This window comes from Rhodococcus sp. Ni2, assembly GCF_021352185.1.
Lineage (GTDB): Bacteria > Actinomycetota > Actinomycetes > Mycobacteriales > Mycobacteriaceae > Rhodococcus_F > Rhodococcus_F qingshengii.
On the sequence record NZ_WOXZ01000002.1, the window covers coordinates 1,749,240 to 1,767,617 of the forward strand.

An 18,378-nucleotide genomic window follows, 5' to 3' on the forward strand; every position below is an offset into this window, starting at 1 on the left:
TGTGACGACGGTTCTCGCAGTGGCGAATCAAAAGGGCGGCGTGGCTAAAACCACTACCGTCGCTTCTCTCGGTGCGGCTTTGTCCGCGCTCGGACAACGAGTCTTGGTGGTGGATCTCGACCCGCAGGGCTGCCTGACGTTCTCGCTCGGACACAACCCGGATCGCCTCGAGCGTTCGGTCAACGAGGTCCTGGCGGGTGATCTCGACGCGGTCGACGCCGTGCTGAAGACGGACGACGGTATGGATCTCCTGCCGGCCACGATCGATCTCGCGGGCGCCGAAGCGCTGCTCCTGATGCGACCCGGTCGAGAGTTCGCGCTCAAGCGGGCGCTGTCTCCGCTCCTGGGCTCTTACGACGTCATCATCATCGACTGCCCACCGTCGTTGGGTGTGCTCACACTCAACGGATTGACTGCGGCGCAGTCGGTTCTGGTTCCACTGCAATGCGAAACCCTCGCACACCGCGGCGTCGGACAGCTGCTGCGTACGGTTCGTGAAGTCCAAGCCATCACCAACCCGGATCTTGTTCTGCTCGGCGCACTTCCGACTCTGTACGACGCTCGAACCACGCACAGTCGCGACGTGCTCGCCGACGTCAGCGACCGCTACTCCCTGGCCGTTCTGGCGCCTCCGATCCCACGCACCGTCAAGTTCGCCGAGGCGTCCGCGTCGGGCGCGACGGTCCTCGCCGGACGAAAGAACAAGGGTGCGGATGCCTATCGTGAACTCGCGGACAATCTCGTAAAGCATTGGGCTGGAAACGAAGTCGTGACTTTCGCGCCGGAGCTGGCGATCTGAGGAAGGTGAGCTTCTAGCGCAGCGCGAACAAGGTATCGCCGCGCTGTTCCAGAATCGTCTCGCCCGCACTGGCGAGCACGATCGGTGTCGCCGTCTCACCGCGGTCGACTGCGATCATGCGCTGCACCGCTCCGTCCGACGGACTGACGGCTGCAATGCCGCCCGGAACGGGGATGAGCATCTGACCGGCAACCATGCTTCCGGGTCCGGACGTTCCGTTGACGATCCACGTCGGAGCCAGATCGCTCAGGCGCAGGTTGACGGTCTGCGAGCCGGTCCACCACGTGATCGAAGCCTTGTCGGCGTGGGTGCGGGCGCCTTCGGTCACCGTTCCCTCGATCGGATAGTCGACGATCGGATTGCCGGATCCGTCGAAAATGGTGATGCGAGAAACGGTTCCGTTGGCGGCAGGGAGGTAGACGGCCGTCTTTTCGCCGGCCACGGCAAGCAGGCGGGCGCCCTCGGAGTCGAGGAGAATCGCGGATCCGTACTCTTCGGGTTCCTGGGCGTCCTTGGGTGCGGGATTCATCACCGTCAACCTGTTGGAGGCTTCACCGGGGCAGCGCTCGAGTACCGAGACTCGGTTGGCGCTCGACGCAGCGTCGAGCAGCGTGCATCCGGTGCGGGGTTGCTTGTTGGGGTTGACCTTCGCGTCGACCCGGCCGTACTCGAGGGTTCGGACGAGGTCCGAGCGCCACAGCTCCATTCGCTCACTGCCGCGCGAAATCAGGTAGGTGCCGTCCGCTGAAAGGCTGACCGCAGAATCGGCGTCGCTGTTGCGCTGGTCCTTTCGGGCGCCGGTGTCGGCGACCAGCGACGTGACCTGAGAGCAACCGCGATCGTCCTGATAGACGCTGACGACGCGATCCCACGAACCGATCGCGCCGCACAGCGGAATGTTGCGCGCGTATCGCCACACTTCTTCGCCCGTTGCCGGATCGCGGCCGATCACCTCGGAGCCGTCGGCGGTGACGACGGCATTTCCGACGGTGATCGGTGCCGTCGAGTCGGCACTGGGAGATTCCCACGTCTGCTTCAGGATGTCGGGTAACAACACCGACGTCGACAGAGGTGGGAGTGGAGATTCAGCGGTGACCGAGGTGGTTCCGCGCGCATCACTGCGCAACCACACAACGGTCACCGCCACGATTACGGCCAGCGCGATTGCCAGCGCACCGATCACATCTGAGCGAGTACGCCTTTCGGGAGCCAGCACATCGGCAGCTTACTCTGCGGCGCCTGCCGTCGCGGAAGCCGCGGGGCGACGACGCCGACGGCGACGCGGCTTGGCCGCTCCGTCTTCGTCCGAGTTCTCGGCAGCGGTTGCCGCGGGTGCCGAAGGGGGAGCTGTGGTGGCGCCGGCGGTGGTGGACGTCGGGGCGTCGGTCGAAGCGCCGGCGCGGGTGCGGCGACGGGTCCGGTTGCGGCGGGGAGCGGCCTTCTCTTCGTTGCCGTCCGAGTCGGTCGACTTCGGCGCGTCTGCTTTTTCCGTTGCTGCCTTGTCCGTTGCTGCCTTCTCAGGTGCGGCCTTGGCCTTGCGAACAGTGCCCTTGGCATCGGCCGGAATGGACAACTCTTCGTAGAGGTGCGGCGAGCTGGAGTAGGTCTCGACCGGGTCGGGGATTCCGAGGCTCAGTGCCTTGTCGATGAGCTGCCAGCGAGGGATGTCGTCCCAGTCGACCAGCGTGACGGCGATGCCGGTGCGTCCGGCGCGGCCGGTACGACCGATGCGGTGGACGTAGGTCTTCTCGTCCTCGGGGCACTGGTAGTTGATGACGTGGGTGACGTCGTCGATGTCGATACCGCGGGCAGCGACGTCGGTGGCGACCAGAACGTCGACCTTGCCGTTACGGAAGCCCTTCAGCGCCTTTTCACGGGCGATCTGTCCGAGGTCACCGTGGACGGCACCGACGGAGAAGCCGCGTTCCGCGAGATCGTCGGCCACCTTCTGGGCTGTGCGCTTGGTGCGGGTGAAGATCATCGTCGCGCCGCGGCCTTCGGCCTGCAGGACGCGGGCGACCATCTCGGCCTTGTCGAGCGCGTGTGCACGGTAGATGTGCTGGCTGGTGCGATCGTGCACCGCGGAGGATTCGGCCTCTTCGGCGCGGATGTGCGTCGGCTGCGTCAGGAAGGTACGCGCCAGGGTGATGATCGGGCCGGGCATCGTCGCGGAGAAGAGCATCGTCTGACGCTTGTCGGGGACCATGCCCATGAGGCGTTCGATGTCGGGGAGGAATCCCAGGTCGAGCATTTCGTCGGCCTCGTCGAGGACGAGAACGCCCACCTTGCCCAGGATCAGGTGCGACTGGTTGGCGAGGTCGAGCAGGCGACCCGGGGTGCCGACGACAACGTCGACGCCCTTCTGGAGTGCCGAGATCTGCGCCTCGTACGGACGGCCGCCGTAGATGGGCAGAACCTGGAGACCGCGGTCGCCGACCCGGAGGTACTTGCTGGCGTTCTCGAGGTCGCGGGCAACCTGGATGCACAGCTCGCGGGTGGGAACGATGATCAGAGCGCGGGGCGTGCCGTCGAGAACAGCTGTGCCGTTCTCGGCGGTGACGATGCGATGCAGGAGCGGGACGCCGAAACCGAAGGTCTTGCCCATTCCGGTGCGGGCCTGACCGATGAGGTCGTCACCGGCGAGAGCCAACGGAAGGGTGAGTTCCTGGATGGCGAAGGTGCGCTCGATGCCGATCTCGTTCAGTGCGCGGACGATTTCGTCGCGGACACCGAGTTCGGCGAAGCTCGGGGGTACATGGGTGTCGTCGAGCTGGACGGAAACGGTGTTCTCGGTTGCTTCGTCTTCGTGGTCGACAGTGATCTTGCTCAGGGGACTAGCCTTTCCTCGTGGCGGTACGCACGCACAAGGTAAGGGGCCAGGCCGTAAGTCGGCCGATGTCGATGCCCTCTTTTTCTTCGGTCATGCCTACGCCTCAGCACTGAATTCCCCTCGGACGAATTCGAACCGTCCGGAGATCTCGGCGAAGCGGGCGACAACCGTCGATGCAGGTGCGCGCACATTATCGGTGGGGTTCGTGTGAATACAGCCGTCCCGGCTAACCAATTGGCCCGGGGGAACTGGCGAACTCCCAAGACCATTGTAGCTGCACGTTGTCCGTCCCTCGCGATGACATGTCGAAGATCACCGAATCGGACATGCGGTCCTTGCCGGTCGCGTCGGCCGTCGAAGCACTACAGTTCGTAGTCATGGGCGCACACGATCTTGATGCTTCGACGGACGCTGGAACCGGAGGCCGAGTCGCTTCCGATCACCCTGGCGTGATCGATTTGTTTGCCGTTCTCGCGTATGGCGAGATTTCGGCGTTCTACCGTTTGGCGGAGGACGCACAAATGGCACCGGACCTGCGAGGCAAGGTGGCGTTCGCCAGCATGGCCGCCGCCGAGATGGACCACTTCGAGACTCTGGAAACGGCGTTGACGGAACGTGGCCACGAGATCTTCGCCGTCGTGGACCCGTTCGTTCGAGCTCTCGACAACTACCACGCGTCGACGACACCGTCGACGTGGCTGGAATCGCTCGTGAAGGCGTACGTCGGCGACGGAATCGCTGCCGACTTCTATCGCGAGATCGGGCACTCCCTCCCGGCGGATGTCGCGGAAATCGTCGAGGACGTGCTGTCCCAGACGGGCCACTCGGAGTTCGTGGTGCTCGAGGTGAAGGCAGCAGTGGAGGCCAGTACTCGGGCCAAGGACCGGTTGATGCTGTGGGGACGCCGTCTTCTGGGCGAAGCAATCACGCAGGCACAGTTCGTGCTGGCGCAGCGTGAAGATCTCACCGATCTGGTGATCTCCGCCTCCGGCGACCTCAACGGAGTTGTCGCGTTGTTCGACGGCATGCAGGCGAAGCATGCCGAGCGGATGGCGATTCTCGGACTCGTCTAGGTGCCTGTTCGCTCTGGGCACAGCGTGCAGAGGAGCGTGGGCGGTCGTTGCTGCATTAGCCTTGCGTCGACAACGGATGTAATTCACGAACAGTTCGGAGGTTGACCGTGGAGGTCAAGATCGGTGTAATCGACAGCCCGCGTGAGCTCATCGTCAACAGCGAACAGACCCCTGACGAGGTCGAGACACTGGTCGCGGCTGTCCTCGGTGGCCGCGAGCCGGTTCTGGCTCTCGTCGACGACAAGGGCCGCAAGTTCCTGGTGCAGGCTTCTCGTGTGGCGTACGTGGAGATCGGTCCGTCCGATATCCGCAAGGTCGGATTCGCGCCTACCGTCTGACGCGTAGCTGTAACAGCAGAATGGGCGGGCAGTCGTGAGACTGCCCGCCCATTCTCGTTCGGGTTCCGGTTACTTCGTTTCGGCTTGCAGCGGCACGTGTGAGAGACCGCCCCACGCGAGGGTCACGGTGATTTCCACGGCTTCTTCCTTCGGGATCGGCCGCGCGGCCTCGAGCCAGTACCGCGCAGTGAACTGGCTGGCACCGACAAGACCGACCGCAAGGATGCGCGCACGGTACGGATCGAGTCCGGAATCCTGACTCACCAGGTCGAACACGGCGTCGACGCAGGCTTCGGTGGCTTGTTCGACGCGTGTCTGGACCTGAGGTTCGCCCATGATGTCGGACTCGAACACCAGGCGGAAGCCCTGGGAGTCGTTGTCGACGAAGTCGAAGAACGCCTGGACCGCGGCGCGGACACGCTGTTTGTTGTCCGTCGTCGATCGCAGGGCCTGGCGTACACCCGAGATGAGGCTGTCGACGTAACTCTGCAGGACTGCGACGTACAGTTCGAGTTTGCCTGGGAAATGTTGGTACAGAACTGGCTTGCTGACACCGGCACATTCGGCGATCTCGTCCATGCCGGCCGAGTGGTACCCGTTCGCAACGAATACCTCACTTGCAGCTGCGAGGAGCTGGAGGCGGCGCGCATCGCGGGGGAGGCGGGTGCTGCGACGTGTTCCGGCAGGCTTGCCAGCCGTTGTACCGCGATCGGAGTCAGTCCGATCCGCGAGTTCTGTCATGTCGCTTCCAATCTGAGCAAAAGTAATTCGGTCGGCGCGCGGATCCGCGAGTCGCGTGTGCGTACCCGCCAGTATCCTCCGTCACACCGGTCGTAGCCGAATGAACGATACCGTGTGTCGCCCGGGCGAGTCGCGCGTGCCTCGGTGAGCGAGACCAGCGGTCTTTCTCGTTACAGGACGGGCTGCCATGACACGCCAGGACCAGCAAGTTTCGGTCAGCCCGGGCGAGCGACTTGCCGTGTGTGAGATTCTGGACGACGTGACTGACCCAGGGGGACCGCGCATGCGTGGACGAACTACGCAGAACCCTGAACGTGAGGAACGTCGAATGCGTAGCGGAACTGGAGCGCCTCGCGACGAACGTCGGCCGGAGGTGCCGGATGATCGTGCCTACGGCGAACGCGACTATCGCGGCATTTCCTCCCATCAGCCTTTGCGCGCCCAATGGGATCCGACCAAACGAGAAGTGGGCCGAACCCCGCGTAATCCGCGACCGGACCGGGCAGCGCGAAAGCAGAGCAAGCTCGGGCGCTTCGTCTCGACCTACGGTTGGCGGGCCTACGCGATTCCGGTTCTCGTGGTGCTCACCATTCTTGTGATCGTCGATGCGGTACGGCCGGACGCCACAGACTCCGCGAGCAAGACGTCGGCCACCGCCGACCTCGCGCACAGCACCGACGGAACCGACGTCATCGGCGCCCCACCGGCCGGAGACGGAACTTTTGCCTCGTCGATACCGTCCGGTGCCCTTCCCGACGGTGGTCCCTTCACCGTCGCGGGGGGTGGAACGTGGCACGTCGTACCAGGTACGACGGGCAAGGTCGGACAGGGAACCGAACGCGAGTTCACGTACACGGTCGAGATCGAGGACGGCGTCGACACGACCGGCTTCGGCGGAGACGAATCGTACGGACGCATGGTCGACCAGACACTGGCCAATCCGAAGAGTTGGACCAACGATCCCAAGGTCGCGTTCCGGCGCGTCGACGCCGGCGAGCCGGACTTCCGGATCTCCTTGACCTCACAGATGACGATCCGCGAAGGCTGTGGATACGAAATCGAACTCGAAGGATCCTGCTACAACCCGAGCATGGACCGAGTCCTGCTCAACGAACCGCGATGGGTGCGAGGCGCCATTTCGTTCCAGGGCGACATCGGCTCGTATCGGCAGTATCAGATCAATCACGAGGTCGGCCATGCCATCGGATACGCCGCTCATCAGCCGTGCGAGACCGAAGGCGGACTCGCACCGATCATGATGCAGCAGACCTTCGGAACCGCGAACAACGACATCGCTAGGCTTGATCCCGAGGGCGTCGTTCCGATGAACGGACTCACGTGCCGCTTCAATCCGTGGCCGTACCCCCGAGCGTGACCGGATCGAGAATCCCTGATCTCGTCTTGAACTAGGAGTGTTTCGCGGTGTCTGCAACACCCGTCGTATTGCCACCACTGGTGGAGCCGGCAGCCGAGTTGAGCCGGGAGGAAGTTGCCCGATACAGCCGGCACCTGATCATCCCGAACGTAGGCATGACCGGTCAGAAGCGGCTCAAGAATGCACGAGTCCTGTTCATCGGCGCCGGTGGATTGGGTTCACCGGCACTGCTCTACCTCGCGGCCGCAGGAGTGGGCACCATCGGGATCGTCGAGTTCGACGAGGTCGACATGTCGAACCTGCAGCGTCAGGTGATTCACGGACGCTCCGACGTCGGACGCCCGAAGGCGCTCAGCGCGAAGGAGTCGATTCTCGAAATCAACGAGCACGTCGACGTCCGGTTGCACGAGTTCCGCCTCGACAACTCCAACGCGGTCGAACTGTTCTCCGAGTACGACCTGATCCTGGACGGTACGGACAACTTCGCGACGCGGTACCTCGTCAACGATGCTGCCGTCATCGCGGGAAAGCCGTACGTGTGGGGCTCGATCTACCGCTTCGAAGGGCAGGTCTCGGTCTTCTGGGAAGACGCCCCGGACGGCGCGGGACTGAACTATCGCGATCTTTACCCGGAGGCGCCGCCGCCAGGCATGGTCCCCTCGTGCGCCGAGGGTGGTGTGCTCGGAGTCCTGCCCGCGACCGTCGGTTCGATCATGGCGACCGAGGCGGTCAAGCTCATCACGGGGATCGGCGAACCGCTTCTCGGACGCCTGATGATCTACGACGCACTTGCGATGACGTTCCGGACGATCCGCCTTCAGCGTGATCCGACCCGCGTGCCGGTCACCGCCTTGATCGACTACGACGCGTTCTGCGGTGTCGTGTCCGAAGAGGCGAGTGCCGCTGCTGTCGGTTCGACGATCACGGCGCCCGAACTGGAGGCCATGATCGGCGAGGGACGGTCGATCGAGCTGGTCGACGTACGAGAACCGGTTGAATGGGACATCATGCATCTGCCGGGGGCCGTGCTGATCCCGAAGGACCGCATCCTGTCCGGTGAAGCTCTGGCGACGTTGCCGCAGAACAAGCAGATAGTGCTGTACTGCAAAACCGGCATTCGTTCCGCCGAGGCACTCGCATTTCTCAAGAACGCCGGTTTCTCCGACGCGGTCCACGTTCAAGGCGGCGCGATCGCCTGGGCGAACCAGGTGGATGCGAGTCTGCCGGTCTACTAGGCGCGCCTCGCGGGAGGCGGCGCCGCGCACCGGTAGCGTTGGGGTGTGAGCACAGGCCAACCTCCCCAGCACGTGTGCTCCACCTTCGGCCTCCGTGAAGTCGATCCCATCCCACTCGGTGCGGATTGGGACGGCGGGTGGCTGTGTGGAGACGTTGTCCTTTCAGCAGTCGCGGATCATGCCCGCGCAGCGTGGTCGGCGAAGGTGCGAGAGAACCTCGAAGTCGACGGCGTTCGGCTGGCTCGACCGGTGCGTTCGACCGACGGTCGTTACGTCGTCTCGGGCTGGCGTGCCGACACCTTCATCGTCGGATCGCCGGAACCACGTCACGACGAAGTGGTCTCGATGTCCTGCCGACTGCATGCGGCGACGGCCTCGCTCGAGCGCCCGCGCTTCCTTGCGCAACCGCCCGTGCCGCCGTGGGCCGAGGTCGACGTATTCGTCGCCGCTGATCGCGCGGCATGGGAAACGGTTCCGCTGAGGATCGCGAAGGGCGTCGAGCAACTCGAGACGCCCACTCCTGACGGTCGCAAAAGTCTGGAACTGATCGCCGGGCTCGCTACTTTGCGTAAGCCGGTGCAGAGCCCGGACCAGCTCGTGCACGGCGATCTGTTCGGGACAGTGCTGTTCTCGGGCAGTATGGCGCCCGGAATCACCGACATCACGCCGTATTGGCGGCCGGCTGCGTGGGCCGCCGCCGTCGCTGTGGTCGACGCGATCTCGTGGGGCGGTGCCGACGAGGCACTGGTCGGCCGGTGGGAAGATCTCCCCGAGTGGCCGCAGATGCTTCTACGTGCGGTGATGTTCCGCTTGGCGGTTCATGTTCTGCATCCTCGCTCGACGGCGGACGCGTTCCCGGGGTTGGCCCGTACGTCCGACATCGTGCGCTTGCTGCTCTAGATCGGGGCGCCGGTACCGAAGTCCGAGACCAGGCCCTCGAACAGCTCGCGTGCGGCGTTCGAGGCGGCCACGGTGTTCCCGTCGACGACAGCGTTGACGAGGTTCGCGTGCTGCGAGTGGAATCCTTCGCCGGTTGCATCGATGTGCTGTTGGATCGTGGTCTCGATGACCGGGAGCAGGGAGTCGTAGAACTCCAGGTAGACCTCGTTGTGGCTGGCCGCGACGATTGCTCGGTGCAGGGCGACGTCCGCGGTGGTGGCAGCGTCGACGTCCTGACCCTCCCATGACGCGGTGCGAAGCTCGAGTAGCCGCGTCAGTTCGGCGATGTCGTCTTCGGTTCGCCGTGCGGCGGCGAGGGTGGCTGCAGTGATGTCGAGTGCGCGCCGAAGTTCGAGTACATCCCGCTGGTGGGCACCGGCAAAGTAGTTGCCGAGAGTGCCACCGAGGTCGGAGACAGCAACGACGTAGGTGCCCGATCCCTGACGACGTTCCAGCATTCCGGCGTGTACGAGCGCCTGGACTGCCTCGCGCACGGTATTGCGACCGGTCCCGGTCAGCTCCGACAGTTCCGATTCGGTGGGGATTTTGGAACCGATCGGCCAGGTTCCGCTCCGGATCTCGTTGCGGAGTTGTTCGGTGACCTGCGAGATGAGACTTGCGCGTCGAACGGGTTGCACGTGGTTGTTTCCTCGGGTCCGGGTAAGTGGTGTGAATGTGACGTTAGATTACCGCGCTTGTGCGAGTTCGTCCGGTCATCCTATGATTTCCCGGTGACTGCTCAACTGGAGAGAACCGAAACCCGCTCGTTGGTACAAGGCCGTGTGCTCGTCTTCGCAGCGATTGCGATGTCTGCGCTCGTACTTCGACTTGCGGTGACCTCGTTCTCGCCCTTGGCGGCCGAGATTCGCGACGAGATCGGCTTCTCCGCCTCGATCGTCGGTGTCTTCGGCATGGTTCCGACCGCCATGTTCGCCATCTTCGGTCTCGTCACTCCCGCCATCGCGAAACGTATCGGGCTCGAGCGGACGGCCCTCGTCGCGATGCTCATGGCCGGCGTCGGAATGCTGTTGCGCGCCATGATGTCTCAGACATGGTCGTTGCTGGCCCTCTCGGCTCTGGCACTGGCAGGCATGGGAATCGGCAATGTCGTGATCCCGCCGTTGGTCAAGCGGTACTTCTCGGATCGCCTCGCCACCATGAGTTCGGTCTACATCGTGGCCGTGCAGATCGGCACCATCGTTCCGGCGTTCGTCGCAGTCCCCGTTGCCGACGCCTTCGGGTGGCGGTTCTCGATCGGCTGGTGGTCCGCCTTCGGCTTCGCCGCAGCAGTGCCGTGGTTGATCACCCTCGCTCGCTCGCGCAAGGCTCGCGCGAACGAAGCCGGGTCCGTCGAGAATGCATCGGATTCGGTTGCGGCAGTGGCAGAACAGCCACGCGGTCAGGTCTGGCGTTCTCCCGTGGCCTGGGGGATGGCCGGCATGTTCGGCATGACCTCACTGATCACGTATTCGATGTTCACGTGGATTCCCTCGATCCTTCGTGACGCCGGAGCCAGTGACGCCTTCGGCGGAACGATGGTCGGAATGTTCTCGGTGATCGGGCTCGTCGCAGCTTTCGGTGCACCGACGCTGTGCGCCCGCATGGCCAATCCCTTCCCTGTCGTGATCGCGTGTGCCGTCTGCTACCTGGTCGGCATGGGCGGGCTGTACTTTGCCCCGATGGCGGCGCCGGTCGTGTGGGTTGTCGTCCTGGGCCTCGGTCCGAGCACGTTCCCGATGTCGCTCACACTGATCAACCTGCGTACTCGTTCGCACATCGGTTCCTCGGCACTGTCCGGCTTCACCCAGGGCATCGGCTACTCCGTTGCCTGCCTCGGTCCGCTCCTGTTCGGCGTTTTCCACGACGTGTCCGGTGGATACGCTGCGCCGTTCGGCCTGCTCGTCGTCGCTGTGATCGTGGTGCTCCTGGGCGCCTACCAGGCATGCAAGCCTCGGATGCTCGAGGATTCCTGGCACGCACCTGCGAAAAACTAGCTCACACCCGGTCTTGTTACCGGGTGAGGATCAATTGACTTCGTGGTCATCGCACGCAGCACCGGCGCAATAACCATTTTCTACCTTTGGGTCTCCAACATATTCAGGAGGCCCTGGTGAGTCATTACATCGAGCATTGGGATGCAGAGGACGTCGACGCCTGGGAATCCGGCGGCAAGGACATCGCGAAGCGGAACCTGATCTGGTCAGTGGTAGCCGAACACGTCGGCTTCTCGATCTGGTCGATCTGGTCCGTGATGGTGTTGTTCATGCCGACGGATATCTACGGCATCGACGCGGCCGGAAAGTTCTTCCTCGTCGCAGTGCCCACACTTGTCGGGTCGGTCCTCCGCATTCCCTACACGGTTGCCACCGCACGGTTCGGCGGTCGTAACTGGACCGTCATGAGTGCGCTGTTCCTCTTCGTGCCAACACTTCTCACGCTCTACCTGATGATGAACCCGGGTGCGTCGTACACCACGTTCATGTTGGTAGCGGCCACTGCAGGTATCGGCGGCGGCAACTTCGCGTCGTCGATGACCAACATCAATGCCTTCTACCCGCAACGCCTCAAGGGGTGGGCGCTCGGTCTCAATGCCGGCGGCGGCAACATCGGTGTGCCGATGATTCAGCTGATCGGTCTGCTGGTGATCGCCACCGTCGGTAACCGCGCTCCGTGGATCGTCTGCGCCGTCTATCTCGTGTTCATTGCGGCCGCCGCCGTCGGTGCCGCGCTGTTCATGGACAACCTGGGCAACCAGAAGTCGGACCTGCGCTCGATGGCCAAGGCACTCAAGTTCTCCGAGTCGTGGGTGATCAGCTTCCTGTACATCGGTACGTTCGGTTCCTTCATCGGATTCAGCTTCGCCTTCGGTCAGGTTCTGCAGATCAACTTCCTCGCCGGCGGTGCCACTCCGGCCGCGGCGGCGCTGCATGCAGCACAGATCGCCTTCATCGGACCACTCCTCGGTTCGATCGCCCGGCCGCTCGGTGGCAAACTGGCCGACCGCATCGGCGGCGGCAAGATCACCATGTGGACGTTTGTCGCCATGGCATTCGCGGCATCGATACTCGTGACGGCCGGAACGATGGACGACAACACCGCCGGCGTCGCCAGCGCCGGGATCATGGTGACATTCGTTCTCGGCTTCATCGCCCTGTTCCTGCTCTCGGGCATCGGAAACGGATCCGTCTACAAGATGATCCCGGCGATCTTCGAGGCGAAGGCTCAGAGCTTCGATCACATGGATCGAAGCGAGAAGGCAACGTGGTCGCGCAGTATCTCCGGCGCTCTCATCGGATTTGCCGGTGCGGTAGGCGGTTTGGGCGGCGTCGGTATCAACCTGGTGCTGCGCGCGTCGTACAGCAGCCCCGCGAAGTCGGCGACCATGGCCTTCTGGGTGTTCCTGGCCTTCTACATCGCCTGCATCGCAGTCACCTGGTTCGTCTTCCTGCGCAAGCCGTCGACGCTGACCACAGACGTCGACGAGGCGAAGGTCGCAGTCACGGCGTGAGCGGTCCGCAGAATCTCAGAACTATCTCGTACCTCAGGAAGTAGGCGTCATGAGCAAGTCGGTTGTTGTCATCGGACACGGAATGGTCGGACACCGATTCGTCGAGGCACTGCGTTCGCGCGACGAAGCGAACAACTGGTCGGTGACCGTACTCTGCGACGAGCAGTACGCAGCGTACGACCGAGTCGGGCTGTCCTCGTACGTCGGAGCGTGGGACCCCAAGGAACTGGCACTGGCCGGCAACGATTACGTCGGCGACAGCCTGGTCGACCTCCGTGTGGGGGAGGGCGCGCTCGCGATCGACAAAGATGCACGCACGGTCACGACGACAACCGGCGAGACGATCTCCTACGACGCTCTGGTGATGGCGACCGGTTCGTATCCGTTCGTGCCTCCCGTACCGGGGCACGACGGCGACGGATGTTTTGTCTACCGCACCCTCGACGACCTCGACGGTATCCGGGCCGCCGCCGAGAAGGCTGGTCCTGGCGCTGTCGGCGTCGTGGTGGGCGGAGGTTTGCTTGGACTCGAGGCCGCAAATGCTCTCTCGCTCATGGGGATGACGGCACACGTCGTCGAGCACAATGCGCGATTGATGCCGATGCAGGTCGACGAGGGTGGCGGCGCACTGCTCGCTCGCCTCGTCACCGAACTCGGGCTCACTGTCCACACCGGTGTCGGGACGGCGGGAATTTCGCAGGCCGACAACGGAATCGTGGTCGAACTCTCCGACGGCTCCACCATCGACGCCGCGCTGCTCGTCTTCTCCGCCGGAGTACGTCCGCGTGATCAGCTGGCCCGCGACGCCGGGATCGCAGTGGGGGAGCGCGGTGGCATCCTGACCGACCTCGGCTGCGTGACTTCGGACGAGAACGTCTACGCAGTCGGCGAATGTGCTGCGGTGGAAGGCCGTTGCTACGGTCTGGTCGCTCCCGGTTACACGACGGCCGAGATCGTGGCCGATCGTCTGCTCGGCGGCGCCGCGGATTTCCCGGGCGCGGACATGTCCACCAAGCTCAAGCTCATGGGCGTCGACGTCGCCAGTTTCGGTGACGCGATGGCGACCTCACCGGGCGCCCTCGAAGTCGTCCTCAGCGACGCGTCCAAGGGGACGTACGCAAAGCTCGTGGTCTCCGACGACGCGAAGACCCTGCTCGGCGGCATTCTTGTCGGTGACGCATCGGCCTACGCGTCGCTGCGCCCGCTGGTCGGTCGCGAACTACCCGGTGACCCGGCGACATTGATCTCGCCTGCGGGGGAGAAGCCGGGTGCAGGCTCGCTGCCCGACGACGCCGAGGTGTGCTCGTGCAACGCCGTGACGAAGGGAGCCATCTGCGGTGCAATCGCAGCCGGCGCATGCGACATCGCTTCTGTGAAGGCGTGCACCAGCGCCGGAACCACTTGTGGCGGTTGCCTTCCCACCGTGAAGCAGCTGCTGGCCGATTCCGGCGTCGTGATGTCGAAGGCACTGTGCGAACATTTCGCGCAGTCGCGGGCCGAGTTGTTCCAGATCGTCCAGTCGACGCAGACCAGAACTTTCTCGGCGCTGATCGCCAAGTACGGCAAGGGCGCCGGTTGCGACATCTGCAAGCCCGTAGTCGCTTCGATTCTGGCCTCGACGGACTCCGATCACATCCTGCACCGCCAGCAGGCGTCGTTGCAGGACACCAACGATCACTTCCTCGCGAACATCCAGAAGAACGGTACGTACTCCGTGGTACCTCGGATGCCGGGCGGCGAGGTCACGGGTGAGCAACTCATCGTCATCGGAGAAGTCGCGCGAGACTTCGGCTTGTACACGAAGGTGACCGGCGGTCAGCGCATCGACTTGTTCGGTGCCCGCGTCGAACAGTTGCCCGCGATCTGGAAGCGCCTCGTCGACGCCGGGATGGAATCGGGTCAGGCGTACGGCAAGTCCCTCCGGACGGTCAAGAGTTGCGTCGGTTCGAGTTGGTGCCGCTACGGTGTCCAGGATTCGGTGGGTATGGCCGTCGACCTCGAGAATCGCTACCGCGGTCTGCGTTCGCCGCACAAGATCAAGTTCGGCGTCTCGGGTTGCGCCCGTGAATGTGCCGAAGCGCGAGGCAAGGACGTCGGCGTCATCGCGACGGAGAACGGTTGGAATCTGTATGTGGGCGGTAACGGCGGACAGTCGCCCAAACACGCTCAGTTGCTTGCCGGAGGCCTCGACGACGCGACCTTGGTCAAGTACATCGACCGCTACCTCATGTTCTACATCCGTACTGCCGATCGCCTCCAGCGCACGGCGCCGTGGGTCGAATCACTCGAAGGCGGACTCGATCACCTCAAGGCCGTGATTTGTGAAGACAGCCTGGGTATCGGCGAGGAACTCGAGGCACTGATGGCCAAGCACGTCGAGGGTTACCAGGACGAATGGGCCGGTGTGCTGGGTGATCCGGAGAAATTGTCGAGGTTCGTCTCGTTCGTCAACGCACCGGAAGAAGCCGACCCGACGGTTGTGTTCGACGAGACCGGAGTGCGCAAGGTTCCGGTCCTGATGGGCATGCCGAGCATCCCCACGCGCCGGTAATAGTCGCGTAACCCGTGGGAAACACGGGATCCGTAGAAACGTAGACAAGAACCCGCGCGACGTTGTCGCCGGATCGACAGGAGGACTTCGATGAGTGTCATCGATGCGCAGATCGCCAAGCTGGATTCGGATCGACTCGAATGGACGTCGGCCTGCCCGCTGAGCCATCTGATCCCTGGGCGCGGAGTTGCCGTGCTTCTTCGCGGCGGCGAGCAGGTGGCACTGTTCCTACTCGAGGACGGCACACTCCGGGCTGTCAGCAACTTCGATCCGTACGGCCGCGCCGCGGTGATGTCTCGCGGACTCGTCGGCGACCGGGACGGTGAACCGATCGTGGTCTCGCCACTGCTCAAGCAGGCGTTCTCGCTGGTCGACGGCCGGGCGCTGGACGACTTGTCGGTTGCGCTGCCGGTGTACGGCGTTCGCGTGTGGGCTGGAGTCGTTCAGGTACACAGCTTGCAGATGCAGGGCGTTCGCTCGACTGTCTCCGATGCAGTCTCGTGAGTGACGACATGCCGTTGGCTGGATTCACGGTAGGTATCACTGCTTCGCGCCGCGCCGAGGAGTTCGCGACCTTGCTGACTCGTCGGGGAGCGGATGTCGTTCACGCTCCGGCGATTCGAATCATTCCGTTGGCCGACGACCGTGAGCTCGAAAGGGTGACACAGCAGATCATCTCGGATCCTCCCGAGGTGGTTGTCGCCACCACCGGGATCGGATTCCGGGGTTGGCTGGAAGCCGCCGACGGATGGGGCGAAGCCGAAAGTCTCGGTTCTGCGCTCGGTTCGGCTCGTCTACTCGCGCGAGGACCGAAGGCCAAGGGAGCAATCCGCGCGGCCGACCTTCGTGAGGAATGGTCACCGGCATCCGAGTCTTCCGCCGAGGTGCTCGAACATCTTCTGGCAGAGGGTGTCTCGGGAAAGCGGATCGCTGTACAACTGCATGGTGCGACCACCGAGTGGGAGCCGATTCCCGACTTCTGTCAGGTGTTGCGCGAGGCCGGCGCCGAGGTCATCGCGGTGCCCGTCTATCGATGGGAACCGCCGGAGGATCCGACGCTGCTCGACCGGATGATCGACGCCATAGCGTCAGCCGGAATCGACGCCGTCAGTTTCACCAGTGCACCGGCCGTAGCCTCGATGTTGATGCGCGCCGACAAGACCGGGGATCTCGGAGACATTCTCGACGCGATGCGGGGTCCGGTGGCGGCCATGTGCGTCGGCCCGGTCACCTCGGCGCCGCTCGAAGCCTTGAATGTACCGACCACAGCCCCGGCGCGGGCACGTCTGGGCGCGCTCGCGAGACACATCGTCGACGAACTCCCGCAGCGAGCCAACAAGATTCAAGCCGGCGAACACGAAATCAGCATTCGCGGCGGTTGCGTAGTCGTGGACGGTGAAGTGAAGCAATTGCCGCCGGCTGCGATGTCGTTGATCCGCACTCTCGGTGCGAGTCCCGGTCGAGTCGTCTCCCGCGACGAACTTCTGGCTTCTCTTCCCGGCGGCGGCGGCGACACCCACGCCGTCGAGACCGCCGTCGCCCGATTGCGCGCGTGCCTCGGTGCGCCCAAAGCCGTTCAGACGGTGGTCAAGCGGGGCTATCGACTTGCCCTCGACCCCGGCGACTACGTACAGAATCCCGGTGACTATGCAACGCGATGACGATGTACTCGTACTGGTAGCTCACGGCACGCGTAGTGCACGTGGCGTGGAAATGGTTGCCGCCCTGGCCGAAGCCGTCGGCACGCGCGTCGGACGCACGCGCGTTGCCTTTGTCGATGTGCTCGGTCCGTCACCTTCGGAAGTCCTCCGGGACACTCCGGGGCGAGCGATTCTCGTACCGGCGTTCCTGGCGTCCGGCTACCACGTTCACACCGATGTTCGACGCGAAGTGACGCTCAGTGAGCACTCGGCTGTGAGTGTGACGCCCGCACTCGGACCCGATCCGGCGCTTGCACGCGTGTTGCTTCGGCGCTTGACCGAAGCGGGGTGGAATCCGGGTGACGCGACAGTGCTTGCTGCCGCCGGGTCGTCCGATGCGCGGGCGCTGCGAGACGTCGAGCGTGCTGCGCTGATGCTTGCCGAAGCGGCGGGGACTCGTGTCGACATCGGGTACATCGCGACCGGGGAGCCGAAGGTAGCCGATGTTGTTGCAGCAGCACGCGTTCGCGGCGCGAAGCGAGTTTTTGTCGCCTCGTACCTCCTCGCGCACGGGCTGTTCCACGAAAGGTTGCACGCTGCAGGAGCCGATGGTGTGACCGAACCGCTCGGCGTCGATCCGGGAGTGGTGGACCTTGTCGTGAATCGGTATGAGAGTGCGCGAAGGGAACTAGTATCGCTGCATGACGTCTCACTCCGTAACGCCGACGTATGCCGACCTGGTCGCAGCAGTTTGTGAATCCGACGTCAAGGCACAGGCTCTCATCGGTGCACTGACCGAAGAGCAGGCGCGGGAGCCCTCCGGGCTCCCCGGGTGGAGTCGGGGACACGTCGTGACGCACATGTCGCGCAACGCCGACGCGCTGGGCAGATTTGTTGCCGGCGTGCAGGGCGGCGAATCGGGGGAGATGTATCCAGGGGGGCCGGATGCGCGCAATGCTGCAATCGAAGAGGGCGCAGATCGCCCGGCTGAATTGTTGGCCCTCGACTACCGCTTCTCGGGAACGAGGCTGGTCGACGCGTTGTGCGAGATCCCGACAGATCGACTGGACACACCGGTGCCGTGGCGCAAACCTGTGACGGCATTCGATCTACCGATCCTGCGCTGGAACGAGATCGAGATTCACCTGATGGACCTCGACATCGGTTACACCTGCCACGACTGGCCTGCCGAGTTCGTGGAATTCACTCTCGCCAGTCAGTTGGGCGCACTCGAGACGGCGGTCCCGGGTGTACGAGTGCCGTCACTGTCCGACGCGGAGACCTTGGCCTGGTTGGTTGGGAGGCCGACGAGGGTGGGGCTGCCGACTCTCCCTGCCTGGCCGTTCTGA

Annotated in this window: 17 protein-coding genes; 13 read left to right on the forward strand and 4 right to left on the reverse strand. The window is 64.0% G+C overall.

Features of this window, described 5'->3' with window-relative positions:
- Nucleotide 1: 1 nt before the first annotated feature.
- On the forward strand, nt 2-799 hold the full coding sequence (locus GN300_RS21725) for a ParA family protein (RefSeq protein WP_030535000.1): 798 nt from the start codon (nt 2-4) through the stop codon (nt 797-799).
- 13 nt (nt 800-812) lie between these two features.
- On the opposite strand, the gene GN300_RS21730 is transcribed toward GN300_RS21725, so the two are convergent.
- Together GN300_RS21730 and GN300_RS21735 are read right to left on the reverse strand one after the other, a co-directional pair.
- Nucleotides 813-2,015 (reverse strand): PQQ-binding-like beta-propeller repeat protein, encoded by a 1,203-nt coding sequence (locus GN300_RS21730; RefSeq protein WP_030534999.1) that lies wholly within the window; start codon nt 2,013-2,015, stop codon nt 813-815.
- A 9-nt stretch (nt 2,016-2,024) separates the two neighbouring features.
- A complete protein-coding gene (locus GN300_RS21735) occupies nt 2,025-3,629 on the reverse strand; it encodes a DEAD/DEAH box helicase (RefSeq protein WP_063316629.1) in 1,605 nt (534 codons plus the stop codon).
- A 377-nt stretch (nt 3,630-4,006) separates the two neighbouring features.
- Between GN300_RS21735 and GN300_RS21740 the strand changes: the two genes are divergently transcribed.
- On the forward strand, nt 4,007-4,702 hold the full coding sequence (locus GN300_RS21740; protein WP_063316748.1) for a ferritin-like fold-containing protein: 696 nt from the start codon (nt 4,007-4,009) through the stop codon (nt 4,700-4,702).
- Between the two features lie 107 nt (nt 4,703-4,809).
- Nucleotides 4,810-5,040, forward strand: coding sequence for a DUF3107 domain-containing protein (locus tag GN300_RS21745; protein ID WP_003942312.1), 231 nt, complete (start codon nt 4,810-4,812; stop codon nt 5,038-5,040).
- Between the two features lie 69 nt (nt 5,041-5,109).
- Here the strand turns inward: GN300_RS21745 and GN300_RS21750 are convergent, their stop codons facing one another.
- Entirely contained in the window at nt 5,110-5,781 is a 672-nt protein-coding gene (locus tag GN300_RS21750) for a TetR/AcrR family transcriptional regulator (protein ID WP_003942309.1), read from the reverse strand.
- Nucleotides 5,782-6,109: 328 nt separating this feature from the next.
- Here GN300_RS21750 and GN300_RS21755 point away from each other — a divergent pair, with 328 nt between their 5' ends.
- Genes GN300_RS21755 through GN300_RS21765 form a run of 3 tightly spaced genes read left to right on the forward strand, consistent with a single transcriptional unit; the run spans nt 6,110 to nt 9,291 of the window.
- On the forward strand, nt 6,110-7,156 hold the full coding sequence (locus GN300_RS21755) for a DUF3152 domain-containing protein (RefSeq protein WP_007731223.1): 1,047 nt from the start codon (nt 6,110-6,112) through the stop codon (nt 7,154-7,156).
- A 47-nt stretch (nt 7,157-7,203) separates the two neighbouring features.
- A complete protein-coding gene (gene moeZ / locus GN300_RS21760) occupies nt 7,204-8,391 on the forward strand; it encodes an adenylyltransferase/sulfurtransferase MoeZ (protein ID WP_003942292.1) in 1,188 nt (395 codons plus the stop codon).
- Between the two features lie 45 nt (nt 8,392-8,436).
- Nucleotides 8,437-9,291, forward strand: a complete 855-nt coding sequence (locus GN300_RS21765; RefSeq protein ID WP_007731227.1) for a TIGR02569 family protein — start codon at nt 8,437-8,439, stop codon at nt 9,289-9,291.
- Here the strand turns inward: GN300_RS21765 and GN300_RS21770 are convergent.
- Entirely contained in the window at nt 9,288-9,968 is a 681-nt protein-coding gene (locus GN300_RS21770) for a FadR/GntR family transcriptional regulator (RefSeq protein ID WP_063316628.1), read from the reverse strand. The two genes, GN300_RS21765 and GN300_RS21770, sit on opposite strands and share 4 nt — an antisense overlap.
- Nucleotides 9,969-10,061: 93 nt before the next feature.
- Here GN300_RS21770 and GN300_RS21775 point away from each other — a divergent pair, with 93 nt between their 5' ends.
- From GN300_RS21775 to GN300_RS21805, 7 genes are all read left to right on the forward strand, one after another.
- Nucleotides 10,062-11,324, forward strand: a complete 1,263-nt coding sequence (locus tag GN300_RS21775; protein ID WP_063316627.1) for an MFS transporter — start codon at nt 10,062-10,064, stop codon at nt 11,322-11,324.
- 113 nt (nt 11,325-11,437) lie between these two features.
- Nucleotides 11,438-12,838, forward strand: a complete 1,401-nt coding sequence (locus GN300_RS21780; protein ID WP_085989607.1) for a nitrate/nitrite transporter — start codon at nt 11,438-11,440, stop codon at nt 12,836-12,838.
- Between the two features lie 49 nt (nt 12,839-12,887).
- Nucleotides 12,888-15,389, forward strand: a complete 2,502-nt coding sequence (gene nirB, locus GN300_RS21785) for a nitrite reductase large subunit NirB (RefSeq protein WP_054828127.1) — start codon at nt 12,888-12,890, stop codon at nt 15,387-15,389.
- 90 nt (nt 15,390-15,479) lie between these two features.
- The gene (gene nirD, locus GN300_RS21790) at nt 15,480-15,893 is read left to right on the forward strand and encodes a nitrite reductase small subunit NirD (RefSeq protein WP_007731236.1); all 414 of its coding nucleotides are present in this window, start codon (nt 15,480-15,482) and stop codon (nt 15,891-15,893) included.
- The gene (locus GN300_RS21795; RefSeq protein ID WP_007731238.1) at nt 15,890-17,050 is read left to right on the forward strand and encodes a uroporphyrinogen-III synthase; all 1,161 of its coding nucleotides are present in this window, start codon (nt 15,890-15,892) and stop codon (nt 17,048-17,050) included. The genes nirD and GN300_RS21795 overlap by 4 nt, the downstream gene beginning before the upstream one ends.
- Nucleotides 17,037-17,786, forward strand: a complete 750-nt coding sequence (locus GN300_RS21800; RefSeq protein WP_063316626.1) for a sirohydrochlorin chelatase — start codon at nt 17,037-17,039, stop codon at nt 17,784-17,786. The genes GN300_RS21795 and GN300_RS21800 overlap by 14 nt, the downstream gene beginning before the upstream one ends.
- Nucleotides 17,731-18,378, forward strand: coding sequence for a maleylpyruvate isomerase family mycothiol-dependent enzyme (locus tag GN300_RS21805; protein ID WP_063316625.1), 648 nt, complete (start codon nt 17,731-17,733; stop codon nt 18,376-18,378). The genes GN300_RS21800 and GN300_RS21805 overlap by 56 nt, the downstream gene beginning before the upstream one ends.

What these genes read in the sequence shown, in the direction of transcription:
- GN300_RS21740 (WP_063316748.1), top strand. Translation starts at nt 4,007, where the DNA reads ATGGGCGCACACGATCTTGATGCTTCGACGGACGCTGGAACCGGAGGC.
- GN300_RS21750 (WP_003942309.1), bottom strand. Translation starts at nt 5,781, where the DNA reads ATGACAGAACTCGCGGATCGGACTGACTCCGATCGCGGTACAACGGCT.
- GN300_RS21755 (WP_007731223.1), top strand. Translation starts at nt 6,110, where the DNA reads ATGCGTAGCGGAACTGGAGCGCCTCGCGACGAACGTCGGCCGGAGGTG.
- nirB (WP_054828127.1), top strand. Translation starts at nt 12,888, where the DNA reads ATGAGCAAGTCGGTTGTTGTCATCGGACACGGAATGGTCGGACACCGA.
- nirD (WP_007731236.1), top strand. Translation starts at nt 15,480, where the DNA reads ATGAGTGTCATCGATGCGCAGATCGCCAAGCTGGATTCGGATCGACTC.
- GN300_RS21800 (WP_063316626.1), top strand. Translation starts at nt 17,037, where the DNA reads ATGCAACGCGATGACGATGTACTCGTACTGGTAGCTCACGGCACGCGT.
- GN300_RS21805 (WP_063316625.1), top strand. Translation starts at nt 17,731, where the DNA reads ATGACGTCTCACTCCGTAACGCCGACGTATGCCGACCTGGTCGCAGCA.